We start from the raw sequence: 16274 nt of genomic DNA, 5'->3' as shown, positions 1-16274 counted from the left end.
CACGGCGGTTCCACCCCCCGCTCACGGCGCGAAGGCGTCGGAGCCCCACCCCCGGCCGGGGGTGGGGCTCCGTCGCGTTCGGCTGCCCGCGGTCAGGCGTTGGGGCGCTTTCCGTGGTTGGCCTTCTTCTTCTTGCGTGCTCGCTTCTTGTTGCCGCGCTTGGCCATGACGCCACTCCCTTTACCGGGGCTCGAATCGGGGCATTCCGGGCGCTCGTCAGTCTACGGTCGGCCCGCCCGACCCGCATCGGCCGCCGCGCGCCCCGGGGCCGGCCGCCCCACGGCAGCGGCCCGGGCGCGGCCCCGGCCTCAGCCCTCCGTCAGCGTCGCCAGCAGGGCGTCCGCGGCGGCATAAGGGTCCAGCTCGCCCTGGGCCACCCGGGTGGCGAGGGCCCCCAGGTGGGCGTCCCCGTGCACGTCCGCCATCCGCGTCCGCAGCGAGGTGACCGCGATCGTCTCCACCTCGCGCGCGGCCCGGGCCGTACGGCGCTCGGCCAGCACCCCGCGCTCGTCCATCCAGGCGCGGTGCTTCTCCAGGGCCTCGACCAGCTCGTCGATGCCCTGGCCGCGGGCCGCGACGGTCTTGACGATCGGCGGCCGCCAGTCCCCGGCGCCCCGCGCCTCCCCCAGGCCCAGCATGTGGTTGAGCTCCCGGGCGGTGGCGTCGGCGCCGTCCCGGTCGGCCTTGTTGACCACGTACACGTCGCCGATCTCCAGGATGCCCGCCTTCGCGGCCTGGATGCCGTCGCCCATGCCCGGGGCCAGCAGCACCACGGAGGTGTCGGCCTGCGAGGCGATCTCCACCTCCGACTGCCCGACGCCGACCGTCTCGACGAGGATCACGTCGCAGCCGGCCGCGTCCAGCACCCGGATGGCCTGCGGGGCGGCCCAGGCCAGGCCTCCGAGGTGGCCGCGGGTGGCCATGGAGCGGATGTAGACCCCCGGGTCGGAGGCGTGGTCCGACATCCGCACCCGGTCGCCGAGCAGCGCGCCGCCGGAGAACGGCGAGGACGGGTCGACGGCGAGCACGCCGACCCGCTTGCCGGCCTTGCGGTACGCGCTGACCAGCGCCGAGGTCGAGGTGGACTTGCCGACGCCCGGGGAGCCGGTCAGGCCCACCACGTACGCCCCGCCCGTCAGCGGGGCCAGGGCCGCCATCACCTCGCGCAGCTGCGGGGACGCCCCCTCGACCAGCGAGATCAGCCGGGCCACCGCTCTCGGCCGGCCTTCACGCGCCTGGGCCACCAGCTGGGGGACGTCCACCGTCATGCGTGCTGCGCTCCTGGGTTCTCGCTGTGGGTGCGGATGCGGGGGGTACCGGCGGCTCAGGCCTTGGGGACCCGGACGATCAGGGCGTCGCCCTGGCCGCCGCCGCCGCACAGGGCGGCCGCGCCGACGCCGCCGCCGCGGCGCTTGAGCTCGAGCGCCAGGTGCAGGACCACGCGGGCGCCGGACATGCCGATCGGGTGGCCCAGGGCAATGGCGCCACCGTTGACGTTCACCCTTTCAGGGGTCACGCCGAGGTCCTTCATTGACTGGACGGCGACCGCGGCGAAGGCCTCGTTGATCTCGATGAGGTCCAGGTCGGAGACCTCCAGGCCCTCCTTCTTCAGGGCGTGCAGGATCGCGTTCGACGGCTGGGACTGCAGGGAGTTGTCCGGGCCGGCCACGTTGCCGTGGGCGCCGATCTCCGCGATCCACTCCAGGCCCAGCTCCTCGGCCTTGGCCTTGCTCATCACGACGACGGCGGCGGCGCCGTCGGAGATCTGCGAGGAGGTGCCCGCGGTGATCGTGCCGTCCTTGGCGAAGGCCGGGCGCAGCTTGCCGAGGGACTCCACGGTGGTCTCCGGGCGGATGCCCTCGTCCTGGGTGAAGAGGACCGGGTCGCCCTTGCGCTGCGGGATCTCGACCGGGGTGATCTCGGCCTCGAAGACGCCGTTCTTCTGGGCGGCGGCGGCGCGCTGGTGGGAGCCGGCGGCGAACTCGTCCTGCGGGGCGCGCTCGATGCCCAGGCGGGTGTTGTGCTTCTCGGTGGACTCGCCCATGGCGATGTTCTCGAAGGCGTCGGTCAGGCCGTCGTAGGCCATCGCGTCGAGCATCTCGATGGCGCCGTACTTGTAGCCCTCGCGGGACTTCGGCAGCAGGTGCGGGGCGTTGGTCATCGACTCCTGGCCGCCCGCGACCACAATGTCGAACTCGCCGGCGCGGATGAGCTGGTCCGCCAGGGCGATCGCGTCGAGGCCGGAGAGGCAGACCTTGTTGATGGTCAGCGCGGGCACGTTCATGGGGATGCCGGCCTTGACGGCGGCCTGGCGGGCGGGGATCTGGCCCGCGCCGGCCTGGAGCACCTGGCCCATGATCACGTACTGCACCTGGTCGCCGGAGATGCCGGCGCGCTCCAGGGCGGACTTGATGGCGAAGCCGCCGAGGTCGGCGCCCGAGAAGGACTTCAGCGAGCCGAGCAGCCGCCCCATGGGCGTGCGGGCCCCGGCGACGATCACGGACGTGGTGTTGTTCGTTCCGGACATGGAGCACAGCCCCTTGAGGATGAGGAGTGAACGAGGGTTTACCCGAATGTACTGAGCGGTACCCCTGTCGTCACCGGGCAGTGGGTGTGATCGCTGGCACGTTGCGTGACCGGCCTCCTCGGCGGTGCACTGGTCCCATGCTGACAAGAATCGACCACATCGGGATCGCCTGCTTCGACCTGGACAAGACCGTCGAGTTCTACCGTGCCACGTACGGGTTCGAGGTGTTCCACACCGAGGTCAACGAGGAGCAGGGCGTCCGCGAGGCCATGCTCAAGATCAACGAGACCTCCGACGGCGGCGCCTCCTACCTCCAGCTCCTCGAGCCCACCCGCGAGGACTCCGCGGTCGGCAAGTGGCTGGCCAAGAACGGCGAGGGCGTGCACCACATCGCCTTCGGCACCGAGGACGTCCGCGGCGACTCCGAGGCCATCCGCGGCAAGGGCGTCCGGGTCCTGTACGACGAGCCCCGCACCGGCTCGATGGGCTCCTCGATCACCTTCCTGCACCCCAAGGACTGCCACGGCGTCCTCACCGAACTGGTCACCTCCAACCCGCAGCACTGATGTCCCGATTCCCCGGCCGGTAGAGTGGCCATGGCTCGGCCGGGGTTCGGTGCTTCAGACGGGGTCGGGGCCTGTGACCCCTGCCCCGGCATCTGACACCATTCCCCCGGGGGCGCCGTTCAGCGGGCGGACGGTGCTCATTTGGGAGTGAGCTTGCGACCAGGGGACGGATGGGACCGCGCTGTGCGGGGCTACGAAAGCCAGGAGAGCCTTCAGACTGAGGCCGATCACCTCTCGCTCTTCGAAGCGGAGATGGAGCGGCTGAAGAAGGAGCGCGGCAAAGCCGTCCAGCACGCCGAGGACCTCGGCTACCAGGTCGAGGTGTTGCGCGCCAAGCTGCACGAGGTGCGGCGCGCGCTCGCGTCCCGCCCCGCCTACGACAGCCAGGACCTCGGCTACCAGGCCGAGCGGCTGCTGCGCGACGCCCAGGCCCAGGCCGACCAGATGCGTTCGGACGCCGAGCGCGAGCTGCGCGACGCCCGGGCGCAGACCCAGCGCATCCTGCAGGAGCACGCCGAGCACCAGGCGCGCCTGCAGGCCGAGCTGCACGCCGAGGCCGTGAACCGCCGCCAGCGGCTGGACCAGGAGCTCAACGAGCGCCGCCAGACCGTCGAGGCCCACGTCAACGAGAACGTCGCCTGGGCCGAGCAGCTGCGCGCCCGGACCGAGTCCCAGGCCCGCCGGCTCATGGACGAGTCCCGCGCCGAGGCCGAGCAGTCGCTGAACGCCGCCCGCGCCGAGGCCGCCCGGGTCGCCGAGGAGACCCGCCGCCGGCTGGCCGCGGACGCCGAGGCCGCCCGTACCGAGGCCGAGGCCACGCTGCTGCGCGCCCGCAAGGAGGCGGAGCGGCTGCTGACCGCCGCGTCCTCGCAGGCCCAGGAGGCCACCGAGCACGCGGAGCGGCTGCGTTCGACGACGACCGCCGAGGCCGAGCAGACCCGCCAGCAGACCCTGGACCTCGGCCGGGTGGCGGAGCAGCGCGTCCAGGAGGCCGACGGGGCCCTGCGCGCGGCCCGTGCCGAGGCCGAGCGGCTGCTCAGCGAGGCCAAGGAGAGCGCCGCACGGCAGCTCGCCTCGGCCGAGTCCGTCAACGAGCAGCGCACCCGCACCGCGAAGGAGCAGGTGGCCCGGCTCGTCGGAGAGGCCACCAAGGAGGCCGAGGCCCTCAAGGCGGAGGCCGAGCAGGTCCTCGCCGACGCCCGCGCCGACGTCGAGCGCCAGCGCGCCGAGGCCGCCGAGCAGGCCCGCGCGGCGGCGGCCGAGGACACGGCCGCCCAGATGGCCAAGGCCGCCCGCACGGCCGAGGAGATGCTCACCAAGGCCACGCAGAACGCGCAGGCCACCACCCGCGCCGCCTCGGAGGAGGCCGAGCGGATCCGCCGCGAGGCGGAGGCCGAGGCGGAGCGGCTGCGCGCCCAGGCGGCGGACGCGGCGGCCGAGCTCAAGGGCGCCGCGAAGGACGACACCGAGGAGTACCGGGCCCGTACGGTCGAGCTCCAGGAGGAGGCGCGGCGGCTGCGCGGCGAGGCCGAGCAGCTGCGCGCGGAGGCCGTCGCCGAGGGCGAGCGGATCCGCGGCGAGGCCCGCCGCGAGGCGGTCCAGCAGATCGAGGAGGCGGCCAAGACCGCCGAGGAGCTCCTCGGCAAGGCCAAGGCGGATGCCGACGAGCTGCGCTCCGGCGCGACCGCCGAGAGCGAGCGGGTCCGCGCCGAGGCCGTGGAGCGGGCCACCACCCTGCGCCGGCAGGCCGAGGAGACCCTCGAGCGGACCCGCGCCGAGGCCGAGCGGCTGCGCACCGAGGCCGAGGAGCAGGCCGAGGCCGTGCGCGCGGAGGCCGAGGCCGCGGCCCGCGCCCGCCGCGAGGAGACCGAGCAGGCGCTGTCGGCGAAGCGGACGGAGGCCGAGGAGGAGCTCTCCCGCCTGCACGCGGAGGCCGAGACCCGGCTCGCGACGGCCGAGCAGACGCTGCGCGACGCCCGCGGGGCGGCGGAGAACATCCGCCGGGAGACCACCGAGGAGGCCGACCGGCTGCGCGCCGAGTCGGCGGAGCGGATCCGCGCCCTGCAGGCCCAGTCGGAGGCGGAGGCCGACCAGCTGCGCACCGAGGCGGCGCAGGACGCCGGCCGGGTCCGCGCCGAGGCCGAGCAGGTGGCCGTACGGCTGCGCAGCGAGGCCGAGACCGAGGCCGAGCGGGTGCGCTCGGAGGCCCAGGAGACCGCGGACCGGCTGCGCACCGAGGCGAAGGCCGCCGCCGAGCGGGTCGCCGAGGAGGCCGCCGAGGCGCTGGCCGCCGCGCAGGAGGAGGCCGCCCGGCGCCGCCGCGAGGCCGAGGAGACCCTCGCGTCGGCCCGGACCGACGCGGACAGCGAGCGGGCGCAGGCCCGCGAGCAGAGCGAGGAGCTGCTGGCCGCGGCCCGCAAGCGCTCGGAGGAGGCGCAGGCCGAGGCGGCCCGCCTGACCGAGGAGGCGGAGGCCCGCGCGGCGGAGCTGGTGTCGGCGGCCGAGGCCACCGCCCAGCAGGTGCGCGACTCCGTGGCCGGGCTGCGCGAGGAGGCCGAGGAGGAGATCGCCGGGCTGCGCAGCGCCGCCGAGCACGCGGCGGAGCGTACGAAGACGGAGGCGGAGGAGGAGGCCGCGCGCGTCCGCTCCGACGCCTACGAGGAGCGCGAGCGGGCCACCGAGGACGCCAACCGCATCCGCAGCGAGGCCCGTACGGAGACCGACGCGGCCAAGGCGCTGGCCGAGCGCACGGTCGGCGACGCGATCGCCGAGGCGGAGCAGCTGCGCAGCGACACGGCCGAGTACGCCCAGCGGGTGCGTACGGAGGCCACGGACGCGCTGGCCGCGGCCGAGCGGGACGCCGCCCGTACCCGGGCCGACGCCCGCGAGGACGCGAACCGGATCCGCGGCGAGGCCGGGGAGTCCCTGGAGGCCTCGCGCGCCGAGGGCGCCCGGATCGTCGCCGATGCCACGGCGGAGGCCGAGCGGATCACCGAGGAGACCCGCGCGGCCAACGAGGCGACCGTCGCCGAGGCCGCCGCCGAGGCGGAGCGGCTCACCACGGACGCCGCGGAGGAGGCGGAGGCGACCCGCGTCGAGGCCGCGGGCACGCTGGACGAGGCGCGCGCGGAGGCCAACCGGTTGCGCACGGAGGCCGCGGAGCAGGCGGACCGGCTCATCACCGAGGCCGCGTCCGAGGCGGAGCGGCTCACCGAGGAGACCCGCGCCGAGACCGAGGCGACGCTCCGGGCCGCCGAGGCGAAGGCGGCCAAGCTCACCCGGCAGGCCGCGGACACGATGGCCGCGGCCGAGCGGGATGCCGCCCGGGTGCTGGTCGACGCCCGCAACGAGGGCGACCGGCTGGTCGACGAGGTGCGTGCGGCCAACGAGCTGACGATCGGCGAGGCGGCCGAGGAGGCCGAGCGGCTGCGCACCGAGGCGGCGCAGGTCCTGGACGACGCCCGCGCGGAGGGCGGCCGGATCATCGGCGAGGCCACCGCGGAGGCGGACCGGGTCACGGCCGCGGCGGCCGAGACGCTGGAGAGCGCCGAGCGGGAGTCCGAGCAGACGCTGGACGAGGCGCGCGCGGAGGCCAACCGGCTGCGCACGGAGGCGGCGGAGCAGGCGGACCGGCTCATCACCGAGGCCGCGTCCGAGGCGGACAAGCTCACGGCGCAGACGCGCCGGGACAACGAGCGCACGGTCGGCGAGGCCGCGGCGGAGGCGGAGCGGCTGCGCGCGGAGGCCTCGGAGGCGCTGTCCTCGGCGCAGGAGCACGCCGCCCGTACGCGTGCGGAGGCCGAGCGGGTCAGGGCGGAGGCCGAGGCCGAGGCCGAGCGCACCCGTACCGAGGCGCGCGAGGAGTCCGAGCGGCTGCTGGACGAGGCGCGCGAGGAGGCCGGCAAGCGGCGTACCGAGGCGGCGGAGCAGGTGGACCTGCTGATCACCGAGGCCGCGGCCGAGGCCGACAAGCTGACCTCCGACGCCCAGGCGAAGGCGCTCGCCGCGACGACGGCCGCCGAGGAGCAGGCCGACCAGATGGTCGACGCCGCCCGCAAGGAGGCGGCGCGGATCGCCACCGAGGCGACGGTCGAGGGCAACTCCCTGGTGGAGAAGGCCCGTACGGACGCGGACGAGCTGCTGGTCGGCGCGCGCTCGGACGCCGCCGCCATAAGGGAGCGGGCGGAGGAGCTGCGCTCCCGCGTCGAGAGCGAGATCGAGGAGCTGCACGAGCGCGCCCGCCGCGAGACGGCCGAGCAGATGAAGTCGGCCGGCGAGCGCGTGGACAAGCTCGTGCGGGCGGCGACCGAGCAGAGCGTGGAGGCCGAGAACAAGGCCAAGACGCTGGTGTCGGACGCGAGCAGTGAGGCGAGCAAGGTGCGCATCGCGGCGGTCCGCAAGGCGGAGACGCTGCTGAAGGAGGCGGAGCAGAAGAAGGCCGAGCTGTCGCGGCAGGCGGAGGCCGTGCTGGAGGAGGCGAAGGCCGAGGCGGAGCGGCTGGTGGAGGAGGGCCGGCGCGAGCTGGAGGTGCTGGTGCGCCGGCGCGAGGACATCCAGGCGGAGATCTCCCGTGTCCAGGACGTGCTTGAGGCGTTGGAATCATTCGAGGCGCCCTCGGGCGGAAAGTCCTCGATCGGCGCTCAGGGCGCGGGGGGCGTGAAGGCCGGAGCTGCTGCGGGGTCCACTCGTTCGGGTGGCAAGTCGTCGGACGGCTAGTCGGTGTTCGGATGGTGTGCGCCTGATGAAGGTTCATCCGAACGAGTGACATGCATTCTGTCGCCTTGCCACTCAAATGGGGTGTCATTGTCCAGATCAAACGCGGATTGACTCGATGACACGCCGCTCGGGCGCCTAGGATTCCCCTAACACCTCACGTAGCACCTCATCGGTCTCACTTCGACAGGAACCCCATGAGCGACACTTCCTCCCCCTTCGGCTTCGAGCTCGTGCGGCGTGGTTACGACCGCGGTCAGGTGGACGACCGCATTACCAAGCTGGTCTCCGACCGCGACAGCGCCCTCGGACGTATCAACGCCCTGGAAAAGCGGATCGAGGAACTGCACCTCGAGACGCAGAACGCCCAGGCCCAGGTGAGCGACGCCGAGCCGTCGTACGCGGGCCTCGGCGCCCGGGTCGAGAAGATCCTGCGCCTGGCGGAGGAGGAGGCGAAGGACCTGCGCGAGGAGGCCCGTCGCGCGGCGGAGCAGCACCGCGAGCTGGCCGAGTCGGCCGCCCAGCAGGTGCGCAACGACGCCGAGTCGTTCGCGGCGGACCGCAAGTCGAAGGCGGAGGACGAGGGCGTCCGCATCGTCGAGAAGGCCAAGGGCGACGCGGCCACCCTGCGCGCCGAGGCCCAGAAGGACGCGCAGTCGAAGCGCGAGGAGGCCGACGCCCTCTTCGAGGAGACCCGCGCCAAGGCCGCCCAGGCCGCCGCGGACTTCGAGACCAACCTGGCCAAGCGCCGCGAGCAGTCCGAGCGCGACCTGGCCTCGCGTCAGGCCAAGGCGGAGAAGCGCCTCGCCGAGATCGAGCACCGCGCCGAGCAGCTGCGCCTGGAGGCCGAGAAGCTGCGTACGGACGCCGAGCGCCGGGCCCGCCAGACGGTGGAGACCGCGCAGCGCCAGGCCGAGGACATCGTGGCCGACGCCAACGCCAAGGCGGACCGCATCCGCAGCGAGTCCGAGCGCGAGCTCGCGGCGCTGACCAACCGCCGCGACTCCATCAACGCCCAGCTGACCAACGTCCGCGAGATGCTGGCGACGCTGACCGGTGCCGCCGTGGCCGCCGCCGGCTCCCCGATGGACGACGAGCCGGTCTCCCGCGGGGTCCCGGCCCAGCAGAGCCGCTAGCGCGAGGGGTACGACGCCCGCCGCGGCCCGCGCCGTGGCCCGCAGCTACTACACCGCGCCGTGCAACGGCGGTTGACCCGCCGTCTACTCGCCGGTAGCGAAACGTCATGCCCGAGGGCCTTATGTCACCTTTTCGAGGTGGCGTGGGGCCCTCGGGCGTTCTAGCGTGAGCCCATGATCGAGCTCGAGGGCCTTACCAAACGATTCGGCGCGAAGACCGCCGTGGACCACCTCAGCTTCCAGGTCAGACCGGGGGTGGTGACCGGCTTCCTCGGCCCCAACGGGGCGGGCAAGTCGACGACCATGCGCATGATGCTCGACCTCGACAATCCCACCAGCGGGACGGTCAGGATCGACGGCAAGCACTACCGGGACCTGTCGGAGCCGTTGAAGCACATCGGTGCGCTGCTGGACGCGAAGGCCATGCACGGCGGCCGGAGCGCCTACAACAACCTTCTCTGCCTCGCCCATTCGAACCGGATCCCGAAGAGCCGCGTGGACCAGGTTCTTGATCTTGTCGGCCTGACGCCGGTGGCGAAGAAGAAGGCGAAAGGATTTTCGCTGGGCATGGGGCAGCGGCTGGGAATCGCCGCCGCACTCCTCGGCGACCCGGAGATCCTGATGTTCGACGAGCCCGTCAATGGTCTGGACCCGGAGGGAATTCTCTGGATCCGCAATCTGATGAAGGGGCTCGCGTCGGAGGGACGGACGATCTTCGTCTCGTCCCATCTCATGAGCGAAATGTCGCTGACGGCAGACCATTTGATCGTGATCGGCCAAGGAAAGCTTCTGGCCGACATGCCGATGGCCGAATTCATTCACAAGAACTCGCGCAGTTTCGTCCGGCTGCGCTCGCCCCAGCAGGAGCGGCTCAAGGACGTCCTGCACGCCGCCGGCATCCACGCCGTCAGCGTCCCGGCCACCGGCACGCTGGAGATCGACGGGGTGGCCCCCGAAACCCTCGGCGAACTGGCCGCCGAACACCGGATCGTGCTGCACGAACTCAGCCCGCAGCGGGCTTCACTGGAGGAAGCGTTCATGCGCATGACGGCGGACTCGGTCGAGTACCACGCCCACGCGCCGGGAGCCCCGGGCCAGGTGCCCGCCCCCGGCATGGCCGCCGACAACCCGGCCCGGCCGGCCGACGTCCCCGCGTGGGGCGCCGGCTTCGGGGCGGACCGGAAGGGCGGGAAGTGACCATGGCCTTCTCCGCCGTCCTCCGGTCCGAGTGGACCAAGATCCGTACGGTCGCCTCGACCACGTGGACCCTCGGCACCGCGCTCGCGGTCACCGTCGCCATGGGCGCCGGGCTGTGCGCCGCGGTCAACGCCACCTTCGAGAACATGCCCGCGGCCCAGCAGGCCACCTTCGACTCCACCCAGATGAGCTTCGCGGGGATGATGCTGGGCCAGCTGGCGATCCTCGTCTTCGGGGCGATGGTCGTCGGCTCCGAATACGGCTCGGGCATGATCCGCACCTCGCTCGCCGCCGTGCCCCGCCGCGAGAGCCTGATGCTCGGCAAGGTCACCGTGGCCACCGGCCTGGCCCTGGTGGTCGGCCTGGCCACCGCGTTCCTGTCCTTCTTCATCGGGCAGGCGCTCCTCGGCGACCACGGCATCGGGCTCGGCGAGGAGAACGTGCTGCGTGCCGTGTTCGGCGCCGGGCTGTACATGGCGCTGCTCGCGCTGTTCTCCATCGGCGTCTCGATGATGCTGCGGAACTCGGCGGCCTCGATCTGCATCCTGATCGCGTTCGTCCTGATCGTGCCCATCGTGCTCAGCGTGATCGACGCGACCCGGAAGGTCGCCTATTACCTGCCCAGCCAGGCGGGCTCCGCGATCATGCAGACCATGCCCGACGCGGATGCCCCGTACAGCCCGTGGGGCGGCTTCGGGATCATGTGCCTGTGGGCGCTCGCCGCGGTCCTCGGCGGCTACCTGGTGCTGAAGAAGCGCGACGCCTGACAGGGGGAGGGGCCGCTGTGGGATCCGTCTCAGGACGGACCCGCCGCGAAGATCCGTCGCAGGACGGACACCGCCCGTACTACGGGGGATCCCCGGGTCGGTATCAGGGGCGGCTCAGGGATCCGGCCCGGGGTGGAACCGGCTGCTCCTCGATATCCTCTTAACCCTTACTCGGACGAAAGCCGTCCGTCGGGCAAGGGGCAGAGGAATGATCGAGGCAGTCGGCCTGACCAAGCGCTTCGGCGCCAAGACCGCGGTCGACCAGCTGTCCTTCCAGGTCAGGCCGGGTCACGTGACCGGGTTCCTGGGGCCCAACGGCTCCGGCAAGTCCACCACCATGCGCATGATCCTCGGCCTGGACCGGCCGACGTCCGGGCAGGTCACGATCAACGGCCTGCCCTTCCGGGAGCTGCCGAACGCCCAGCGGCACGTCGGCGCCCTGCTCGACGCCAAGGCCGTGCACGGCGGCCGCCGCGCCCGCACCCACCTGCTCTCCCTCGCCCAGCTCTCCGGCATCCCGGAGAAGCGGGTCGACGAGGTGCTGGCCGTGGTGGGCCTGCAGGACGTGGCCCGGCAGCGCGCCAAGGGCTTCTCCCTCGGCATGGGCCAGCGGCTCGGCATCGCCGCCGCCCTGCTCGGCGACCCCCAGGTGCTGCTGTTCGACGAGCCGGTCAACGGGCTCGACCCCGAGGGCATCCTGTGGGTCCGCAACCTCATGCGCCGGCTCGCCTCCGAGGGCCGCACCGTCTTCGTCTCCTCGCACCTGATGAGCGAGATGGCCCTGACCGCCGACCACCTGATCGTGATCGGCCGCGGCCGGCTCCTCGCCGACATGGGCACCCAGGAGTTCATCGCGCACAACTCGGCCGGTTTCGCCCGGGTCCGCCCGGCCAACACGGAGCGGGATGGCCTGAAGACGCTGGCCACGGCCCTGACCGGGGCGGGCGGCCGGGTCCTGCAGGAGCCCGACGGCGCCCTGCGGGTGACCGGCCTGGAGCTGCCGCGCATCTCCGACCTGGCGCACGCGGCCGGCGTACGGCTGTGGGAGCTGTCCCCGCACCGGGCCTCGCTGGAGGAGGCGTACATGCGGCTGACCCAGTCCGCCGTCGAGTACACCTCCACCGAGGACCCGCGGGCCGAACTGTGGGAGCCGGACCCCCTCGCCCTGCCCGCCTGGGAGGACGGGCTCCCCGTGCCGCAGGTCCCGCAGGACGGTTTCTTCGCTCCCCCGCCGCCCGGCGCGGGCGGCAAGCCCTTCCTGATGCCCGGCAGCCCCGGCGAGCTCGCCGGCACCGCCAAGAACGCCCCCACGGACACCCGCAAGGACCCCCGATGACCGGCCCCACGACCACCGCGGACCAGCCGAAGGCCTACAGCTCCCCGCTGCCCACGCCCCGGCCGCACCTCGGGCACGCCCTCGCCTCGGAGTGGACCAAGCTGGTCTCCGTGCGCTCCACCGTGTGGACGCTCGGCGCGCTCGTGCTGCTCGTCGTCGGCATCGGGCTGCTCGCGGTCGCCGAGACCAGCGCAGACGACTACCGGAACGTGCCGCTCACCGCGCCGGCCCTGTTCGGGCTGCTGGTCGGCCTGGTACCGGTGATGGTGCTCGGTGTCCTGGCGATCACCTCGGAGTACGGCACGGGGCTGATCCGGACCACCTTCACCGCCGCCCCCGGCCGCTCCCGCGTGCTGACCGCCAAGTACCTGGTCTTCGCCGCCGTCGCCTTCGCGGCCGTCGCCGGCTCGGTCTCGGTGGTCGTCTTCGCCTCGTTCATCCTGCACGGCGACTGGGCCGAGCGGCAGAGCGCCGCCCAGTGGGCCCACGCCCTCGCCGGCTGCCTGTACGTCACCCTGCTCGGGGTGCTGGGACTCGCGGTCGGCGCCATGCTGCGGCACTCCGCCGGGGCGATCGCCGTGATGCTGGGGCTGGTCACGCTGCCGCCGGTGACCGGCGGGATGCTGAGCATCTGGGAGTCCATGGCCCCGGTCGGCCGCACGATCCTGCAGTACAACGCACCCGTCGCCCTGATACAGCTGTTCGGCATATCCAACAGCGACACTTCGAACGGGCCGAGCAGCTGGTCCCAGATGCTGCTGCTCGTGCTGGTCACGAGCGCCGCGGTGGCGGGCTCGTACGTGCTCGTGGAACGCCGCGACGTATAAGCCGCCCGGGATCAGTACCTGGGGGCGTTCCTGGACCGCTGCACCCGCGAGGTGCGGCGGTCCTTCGCGTTCCAGCAGGCCTTGTGCCAGTGCCGGCGGTCGTCCACGCCGCCGTACTCCGGCCAGGCCACGACGTGCGGGGTGCCGGAGGGGATCTCCTGGTCGCAGCCCGGGCAGCGGTAGCGCTTGCCCGCCGCGCTCGCGCCCGCGACGTGCCGGACCCTCCACTCCTCGCCCTGGTACTCCTCGGTGCGCTCCAGCCCGAACCGGTCGGCGCCCGACGCAGCTGAGCCCGCGGCCGGACGGTCGGCCGGATTCCCGCCGCCCCTGGGGCGGTTGTGGCGCGGTGACACGTATACCTCACGAATGGGCGAACGGCAGTGGCTTTCCCCCAGACTACGCGCAGCGGGACCGGCAGCACGCAGGGTGTCCGGAGGGAGGACACGCGCGGCTGACGACTGGCCTGACTATCCCAATAACTTTCCTGTCAGGCCGTGCCTTTGGCACGTGTCAAACGTTGTTGCCATCAGAAGAACCGGTCCGCCTGGGGAGGCCGCGTCAGCCAACGAGGAGGCTAAGGCGATGCGCGTAGGAGCGTTTGTAGTGGCGGCCCAGTTCCCGGGGCAGGGGCAGGGGGAGGCGCTGCACCGCGCGGTGCGGACGGCCGAGGTGGCGGAAGGGGCCGGGCTCGACTCCGTCTGGCTCGCCGAGCACCACTTCGTCCCGTACGGGGTGTGCCCCTCGGCGGTGACCCTGGCGGCCCTGCTGCTGGGCCGGACCCGGCGGCTGCGCGTCGGCACGGCGGTCAGCGTGCTGCCGAACACGCACCCGGTGGCCCTCGGCGAGCAGGCGGCGCTGCTGCACCTGACCTCCGGCGGCCGGTTCACCCTCGGGGTGGGCCGGGGCGGGCCCTGGGTGGACCTGGAGGTCTTCGGCGGCGGGCTGGACGCGTACGAGGCCGGCTTCCCGGAGGGGCTGGACCTGCTGCGGCGGTGGCTGGCCGAGCCGCGGGTCGGCGCCGGCGGCGAGCGGTACGCCTTCCGCGAGGTGGCCGTCGTACCGCGCCCGTCGGAGGCGCTGGACGGGGACGGATCGGGGCCGGAAGTGATCGTCGCCTGCACCTCCCCCGCGTCCGTACGGCTCGCCGCGGAGCGGGGGCTGCCGATGCTGCTGGGCATGCACTGCGGGGACGAGGAGAAGGCGGAGATGGTCGCCCTGTACCGCCGCACCGCCGCGGCCGCGCGGCAGAACCCGCACGCCGCCCACGTGTCGGCCGGCGTGTGCCAGGTGGCGGACCGCACGGCCGACGCCCGCGAGACGCTGATGAAGGCACTGCCGGGCTGGCTGAAGCAGGGGCTGGACGCCCACGTCACGGTGGACGGGCGGCTCCGCTCGATGCGCGACCCCCACGCCTACACCGAGCTGCTGTGCGATCTGCACCCCGTGGGCACCGCGCGGCTGGCGGCGGACCGGCTGGCCGCCACCGCCGAGCGGACGGGGATCACCCGGTTCGCACTGCTCGCGGAAGGCTCCGGGGACCTCGCCGCGACCGAGGAGAACGTCCGGCGCCTGGGCGCCGAGGTGCTGCCGCGGCTCGGCTGAGCCTGGGCTGCCGCTCCGGTATCAGTGGCACCTCCCGCGATACGGGAGCGGCAGCGAAATACGGTCCTGCTTCCTTGCCTGCTTCTGCCTGCTTCCTTGCTGCCCTGCCACGCCGGCGGGGCTAGCAGTCCCGCAGCTCCGGCGACTGGTTGAGCAGCTGGCCGCGGATCGAGGTGAACTTGGCCAGCCGGTCGTCCACCGAGGCGTCCAGCGGGAACACCGCGACGCGGTGGCAGTTCTGGAAGGCCAGGCGCACCCCGAAGTGCCGCTGCAGCGCACCCCGGATGGCGTCACTCGCAAGAGCGCGCAGCAGCTGGCCGCGCGCCTGCTCGTCGGGCGGCGGCGTCTGGTTGTCGGCGAACTCTCCGCCGTCCACCTTCAGCTGTGCCACGAGCGAGCTGATCATCTCCCATGCGTAGGGCAGGGAGGTCCGGACGCAGTCGACGAAGGCGGCTTCGTCGACCTCGCCTCGCTCGGCCTGTTCGAGTAGGGCCGGTGAGACGTCGAGCGACATGGGTTCTCCTCTCGCGACCCCGGCCGTTTTGGGTTGCCGGAGTCTTACGGGCAGGGAAGGAGGCCGCGACGCTGCGTGCACGCTCGGCAACCTCCCGCTCACCACGGTAGGCGCCCGCTGGGTGCCGCACCAGGAGAATGCGCATACAACGCGCCATCGGCGAACGGGGCTTTCGGGGGCGAATCGCGTGGAGGGCCGTCGGTCGAGTAGCGTTGCCGACCATGCGTCTCGTCATTGCCCGCTGCTCCGTCGACTATGCGGGCCGGCTCACCGCCCATCTGCCCTCGGCACCCCGTCTGATCCTCGTGAAGGCCGACGGCAGTGTCTCGATCCACGCGGACGACCGGGCGTACAAACCGCTCAACTGGATGTCGCCTCCGTGCACCCTCAAGGAGGGTACGGGCGAGCAGGAGGGCATCTGGACGGTCGTCAACAAGGCGGGCGAGAAGCTCATCATCACCATGGAGGAGGTCCTCCACGACTCCTCCCACGAGCTGGGCGTCGACCCCGGGCTGATCAAGGACGGTGTCGAGGCGCACCTCCAGGAGCTGCTGGCCGACCGCATCGACACGCTGGGCGAGGGCTACACGCTGATCCGGCGCGAGTACATGACGGCGATCGGCCCGGTGGACATCCTGTGCCGGGACGCCGACGGCGCGACGGTGGCCGTGGAGATCAAGCGTCGGGGCGAGATCGACGGCGTGGAGCAGTTGACCCGCTACCTGGAGCTGCTGAACCGCGACCCGCACCTGGCCCCGGTCCGGGGCGTCTTCGCGGCCCAGGAGATCAAGCCGCAGGCCCGCGTCCTGGCCACCGACCGCGGCATGGAGTGCGTGGTCCTGGACTACGACGCCCTCCGCGGCATCGAGGACGACAAACTCCGCCTCTTCTGACCCACCCCTGAGCGGGGGGTCCGGCATTTCCAGCCCCGCCGGCGTTTGAGTGGGGGTCCCCCCCGGACGGGGTCTGGGCGAGGGTCCGGGCGGAGCCCGGTGCCCGGCGGAGCCGGGTTCCGGGGGGGGGGCGCCCCCCCCCCCCCCCCGCCCCCCCCGCCGGGGGGGGGGGGGGGGGCCCCCCGGGACGGGCGAA

Annotated in this window: 13 protein-coding genes; 9 read left to right on the top strand and 4 right to left on the bottom strand. The window is 73.0% G+C overall.

What is annotated here, in order from left to right; genetic code table 11:
• Positions 1-308 precede the first annotated feature (308 nt).
• On the bottom strand, positions 309-1268 hold the full coding sequence (meaB, locus tag ABZ924_RS35095; RefSeq protein ID WP_361919190.1) for a methylmalonyl Co-A mutase-associated GTPase MeaB: 960 nt from the start codon (positions 1266-1268) through the stop codon (positions 309-311).
• 56 nt (positions 1269-1324) lie between these two features.
• Positions 1325-2527, bottom strand: a complete 1203-nt coding sequence (locus tag ABZ924_RS35090) for an acetyl-CoA C-acetyltransferase (protein WP_361919188.1) — start codon at positions 2525-2527, stop codon at positions 1325-1327.
• A 137-nt stretch (positions 2528-2664) separates the two neighbouring features.
• Between ABZ924_RS35090 and mce the strand changes: the two genes are divergently transcribed.
• The 7 genes from mce to ABZ924_RS35055 all read left to right on the top strand — a co-directional run bounded on the left by mce (position 2665) and on the right by ABZ924_RS35055 (position 13069).
• A complete protein-coding gene (mce, locus tag ABZ924_RS35085; RefSeq protein ID WP_361919186.1) occupies positions 2665-3093 on the top strand; it encodes a methylmalonyl-CoA epimerase in 429 nt (142 codons plus the stop codon).
• A gap of 183 nt (positions 3094-3276) precedes the next feature.
• Positions 3277-7809, top strand: a complete 4533-nt coding sequence (gene scy / locus ABZ924_RS35080) for a polarized growth protein Scy (RefSeq protein ID WP_361919184.1) — start codon at positions 3277-3279, stop codon at positions 7807-7809.
• Between the two features lie 194 nt (positions 7810-8003).
• On the top strand, positions 8004-8942 hold the full coding sequence (locus ABZ924_RS35075; RefSeq protein WP_361919182.1) for a cellulose-binding protein: 939 nt from the start codon (positions 8004-8006) through the stop codon (positions 8940-8942).
• A 174-nt stretch (positions 8943-9116) separates the two neighbouring features.
• Positions 9117-10139 carry an ABC transporter ATP-binding protein gene (locus ABZ924_RS35070; protein WP_361919180.1) on the top strand — a complete coding sequence of 341 codons (1023 nt, stop codon included), beginning with the start codon at positions 9117-9119 and terminating at the stop codon, positions 10137-10139.
• 2 nt (positions 10140-10141) lie between these two features.
• Positions 10142-10906, top strand: a complete 765-nt coding sequence (locus ABZ924_RS35065) for an ABC transporter permease subunit (RefSeq protein ID WP_361919178.1) — start codon at positions 10142-10144, stop codon at positions 10904-10906.
• A 208-nt stretch (positions 10907-11114) separates the two neighbouring features.
• Positions 11115-12242, top strand: coding sequence for an ABC transporter ATP-binding protein (locus ABZ924_RS35060; RefSeq protein ID WP_361919176.1), 1128 nt, complete (start codon positions 11115-11117; stop codon positions 12240-12242).
• Positions 12239-13069, top strand: coding sequence for an ABC transporter permease subunit (locus ABZ924_RS35055; protein ID WP_361919174.1), 831 nt, complete (start codon positions 12239-12241; stop codon positions 13067-13069). Before ABZ924_RS35060 ends, ABZ924_RS35055 begins: the two co-directional genes overlap by 4 nt.
• 11 nt (positions 13070-13080) lie before the next feature.
• On the opposite strand, the gene ABZ924_RS35050 is transcribed toward ABZ924_RS35055, so the two are convergent.
• Positions 13081-13422, bottom strand: coding sequence for an ATP/GTP-binding protein (locus ABZ924_RS35050; RefSeq protein ID WP_361919172.1), 342 nt, complete (start codon positions 13420-13422; stop codon positions 13081-13083).
• A gap of 229 nt (positions 13423-13651) precedes the next feature.
• Here ABZ924_RS35050 and ABZ924_RS35045 point away from each other — a divergent pair, with 229 nt between their 5' ends.
• Positions 13652-14671, top strand: a complete 1020-nt coding sequence (locus tag ABZ924_RS35045) for an LLM class flavin-dependent oxidoreductase (protein WP_361919170.1) — start codon at positions 13652-13654, stop codon at positions 14669-14671.
• A 121-nt stretch (positions 14672-14792) separates the two neighbouring features.
• On the opposite strand, the gene ABZ924_RS35040 is transcribed toward ABZ924_RS35045, so the two are convergent.
• Positions 14793-15185, bottom strand: a complete 393-nt coding sequence (locus ABZ924_RS35040) for an SCO5389 family protein (protein WP_361714885.1) — start codon at positions 15183-15185, stop codon at positions 14793-14795.
• Positions 15186-15406: 221 nt separating this feature from the next.
• On the opposite strand from ABZ924_RS35040, the gene nucS reads away from it, so the two are divergent.
• Positions 15407-16078 (top strand): endonuclease NucS, encoded by a 672-nt coding sequence (nucS, locus tag ABZ924_RS35035; protein WP_361919168.1) that lies wholly within the window; start codon positions 15407-15409, stop codon positions 16076-16078.
• Positions 16079-16274 lie beyond the last annotated feature (196 nt).

Origin of the sequence: Streptomyces sp. NPDC046876 (genome assembly GCF_040645035.1) — a bacterium.
Lineage (GTDB): Bacteria > Actinomycetota > Actinomycetes > Streptomycetales > Streptomycetaceae > Streptomyces.
The sequence above is the reverse complement of the archived record's forward strand: the minus strand, read 5'-3'. Positions and strand labels throughout refer to the sequence as shown.

Bases quoted from the DNA above. Each gene is read 5' to 3' on its own strand.
- meaB (WP_361919190.1), bottom strand. From the start codon at position 1,268: ATGACGGTGGACGTCCCCCAGCTGGTGGCCCAGGCGCGTGAAGGCCGG.
- ABZ924_RS35090 (WP_361919188.1), bottom strand. From the start codon at position 2,527: ATGTCCGGAACGAACAACACCACGTCCGTGATCGTCGCCGGGGCCCGC.
- mce (WP_361919186.1), top strand. From the start codon at position 2,665: ATGCTGACAAGAATCGACCACATCGGGATCGCCTGCTTCGACCTGGAC.
- ABZ924_RS35075 (WP_361919182.1), top strand. From the start codon at position 8,004: ATGAGCGACACTTCCTCCCCCTTCGGCTTCGAGCTCGTGCGGCGTGGT.
- ABZ924_RS35070 (WP_361919180.1), top strand. From the start codon at position 9,117: ATGATCGAGCTCGAGGGCCTTACCAAACGATTCGGCGCGAAGACCGCC.
- ABZ924_RS35065 (WP_361919178.1), top strand. From the start codon at position 10,142: ATGGCCTTCTCCGCCGTCCTCCGGTCCGAGTGGACCAAGATCCGTACG.
- ABZ924_RS35060 (WP_361919176.1), top strand. From the start codon at position 11,115: ATGATCGAGGCAGTCGGCCTGACCAAGCGCTTCGGCGCCAAGACCGCG.
- ABZ924_RS35055 (WP_361919174.1), top strand. From the start codon at position 12,239: ATGACCGGCCCCACGACCACCGCGGACCAGCCGAAGGCCTACAGCTCC.
- ABZ924_RS35045 (WP_361919170.1), top strand. From the start codon at position 13,652: ATGCGCGTAGGAGCGTTTGTAGTGGCGGCCCAGTTCCCGGGGCAGGGG.
- ABZ924_RS35040 (WP_361714885.1), bottom strand. From the start codon at position 15,185: ATGTCGCTCGACGTCTCACCGGCCCTACTCGAACAGGCCGAGCGAGGC.
- nucS (WP_361919168.1), top strand. From the start codon at position 15,407: ATGCGTCTCGTCATTGCCCGCTGCTCCGTCGACTATGCGGGCCGGCTC.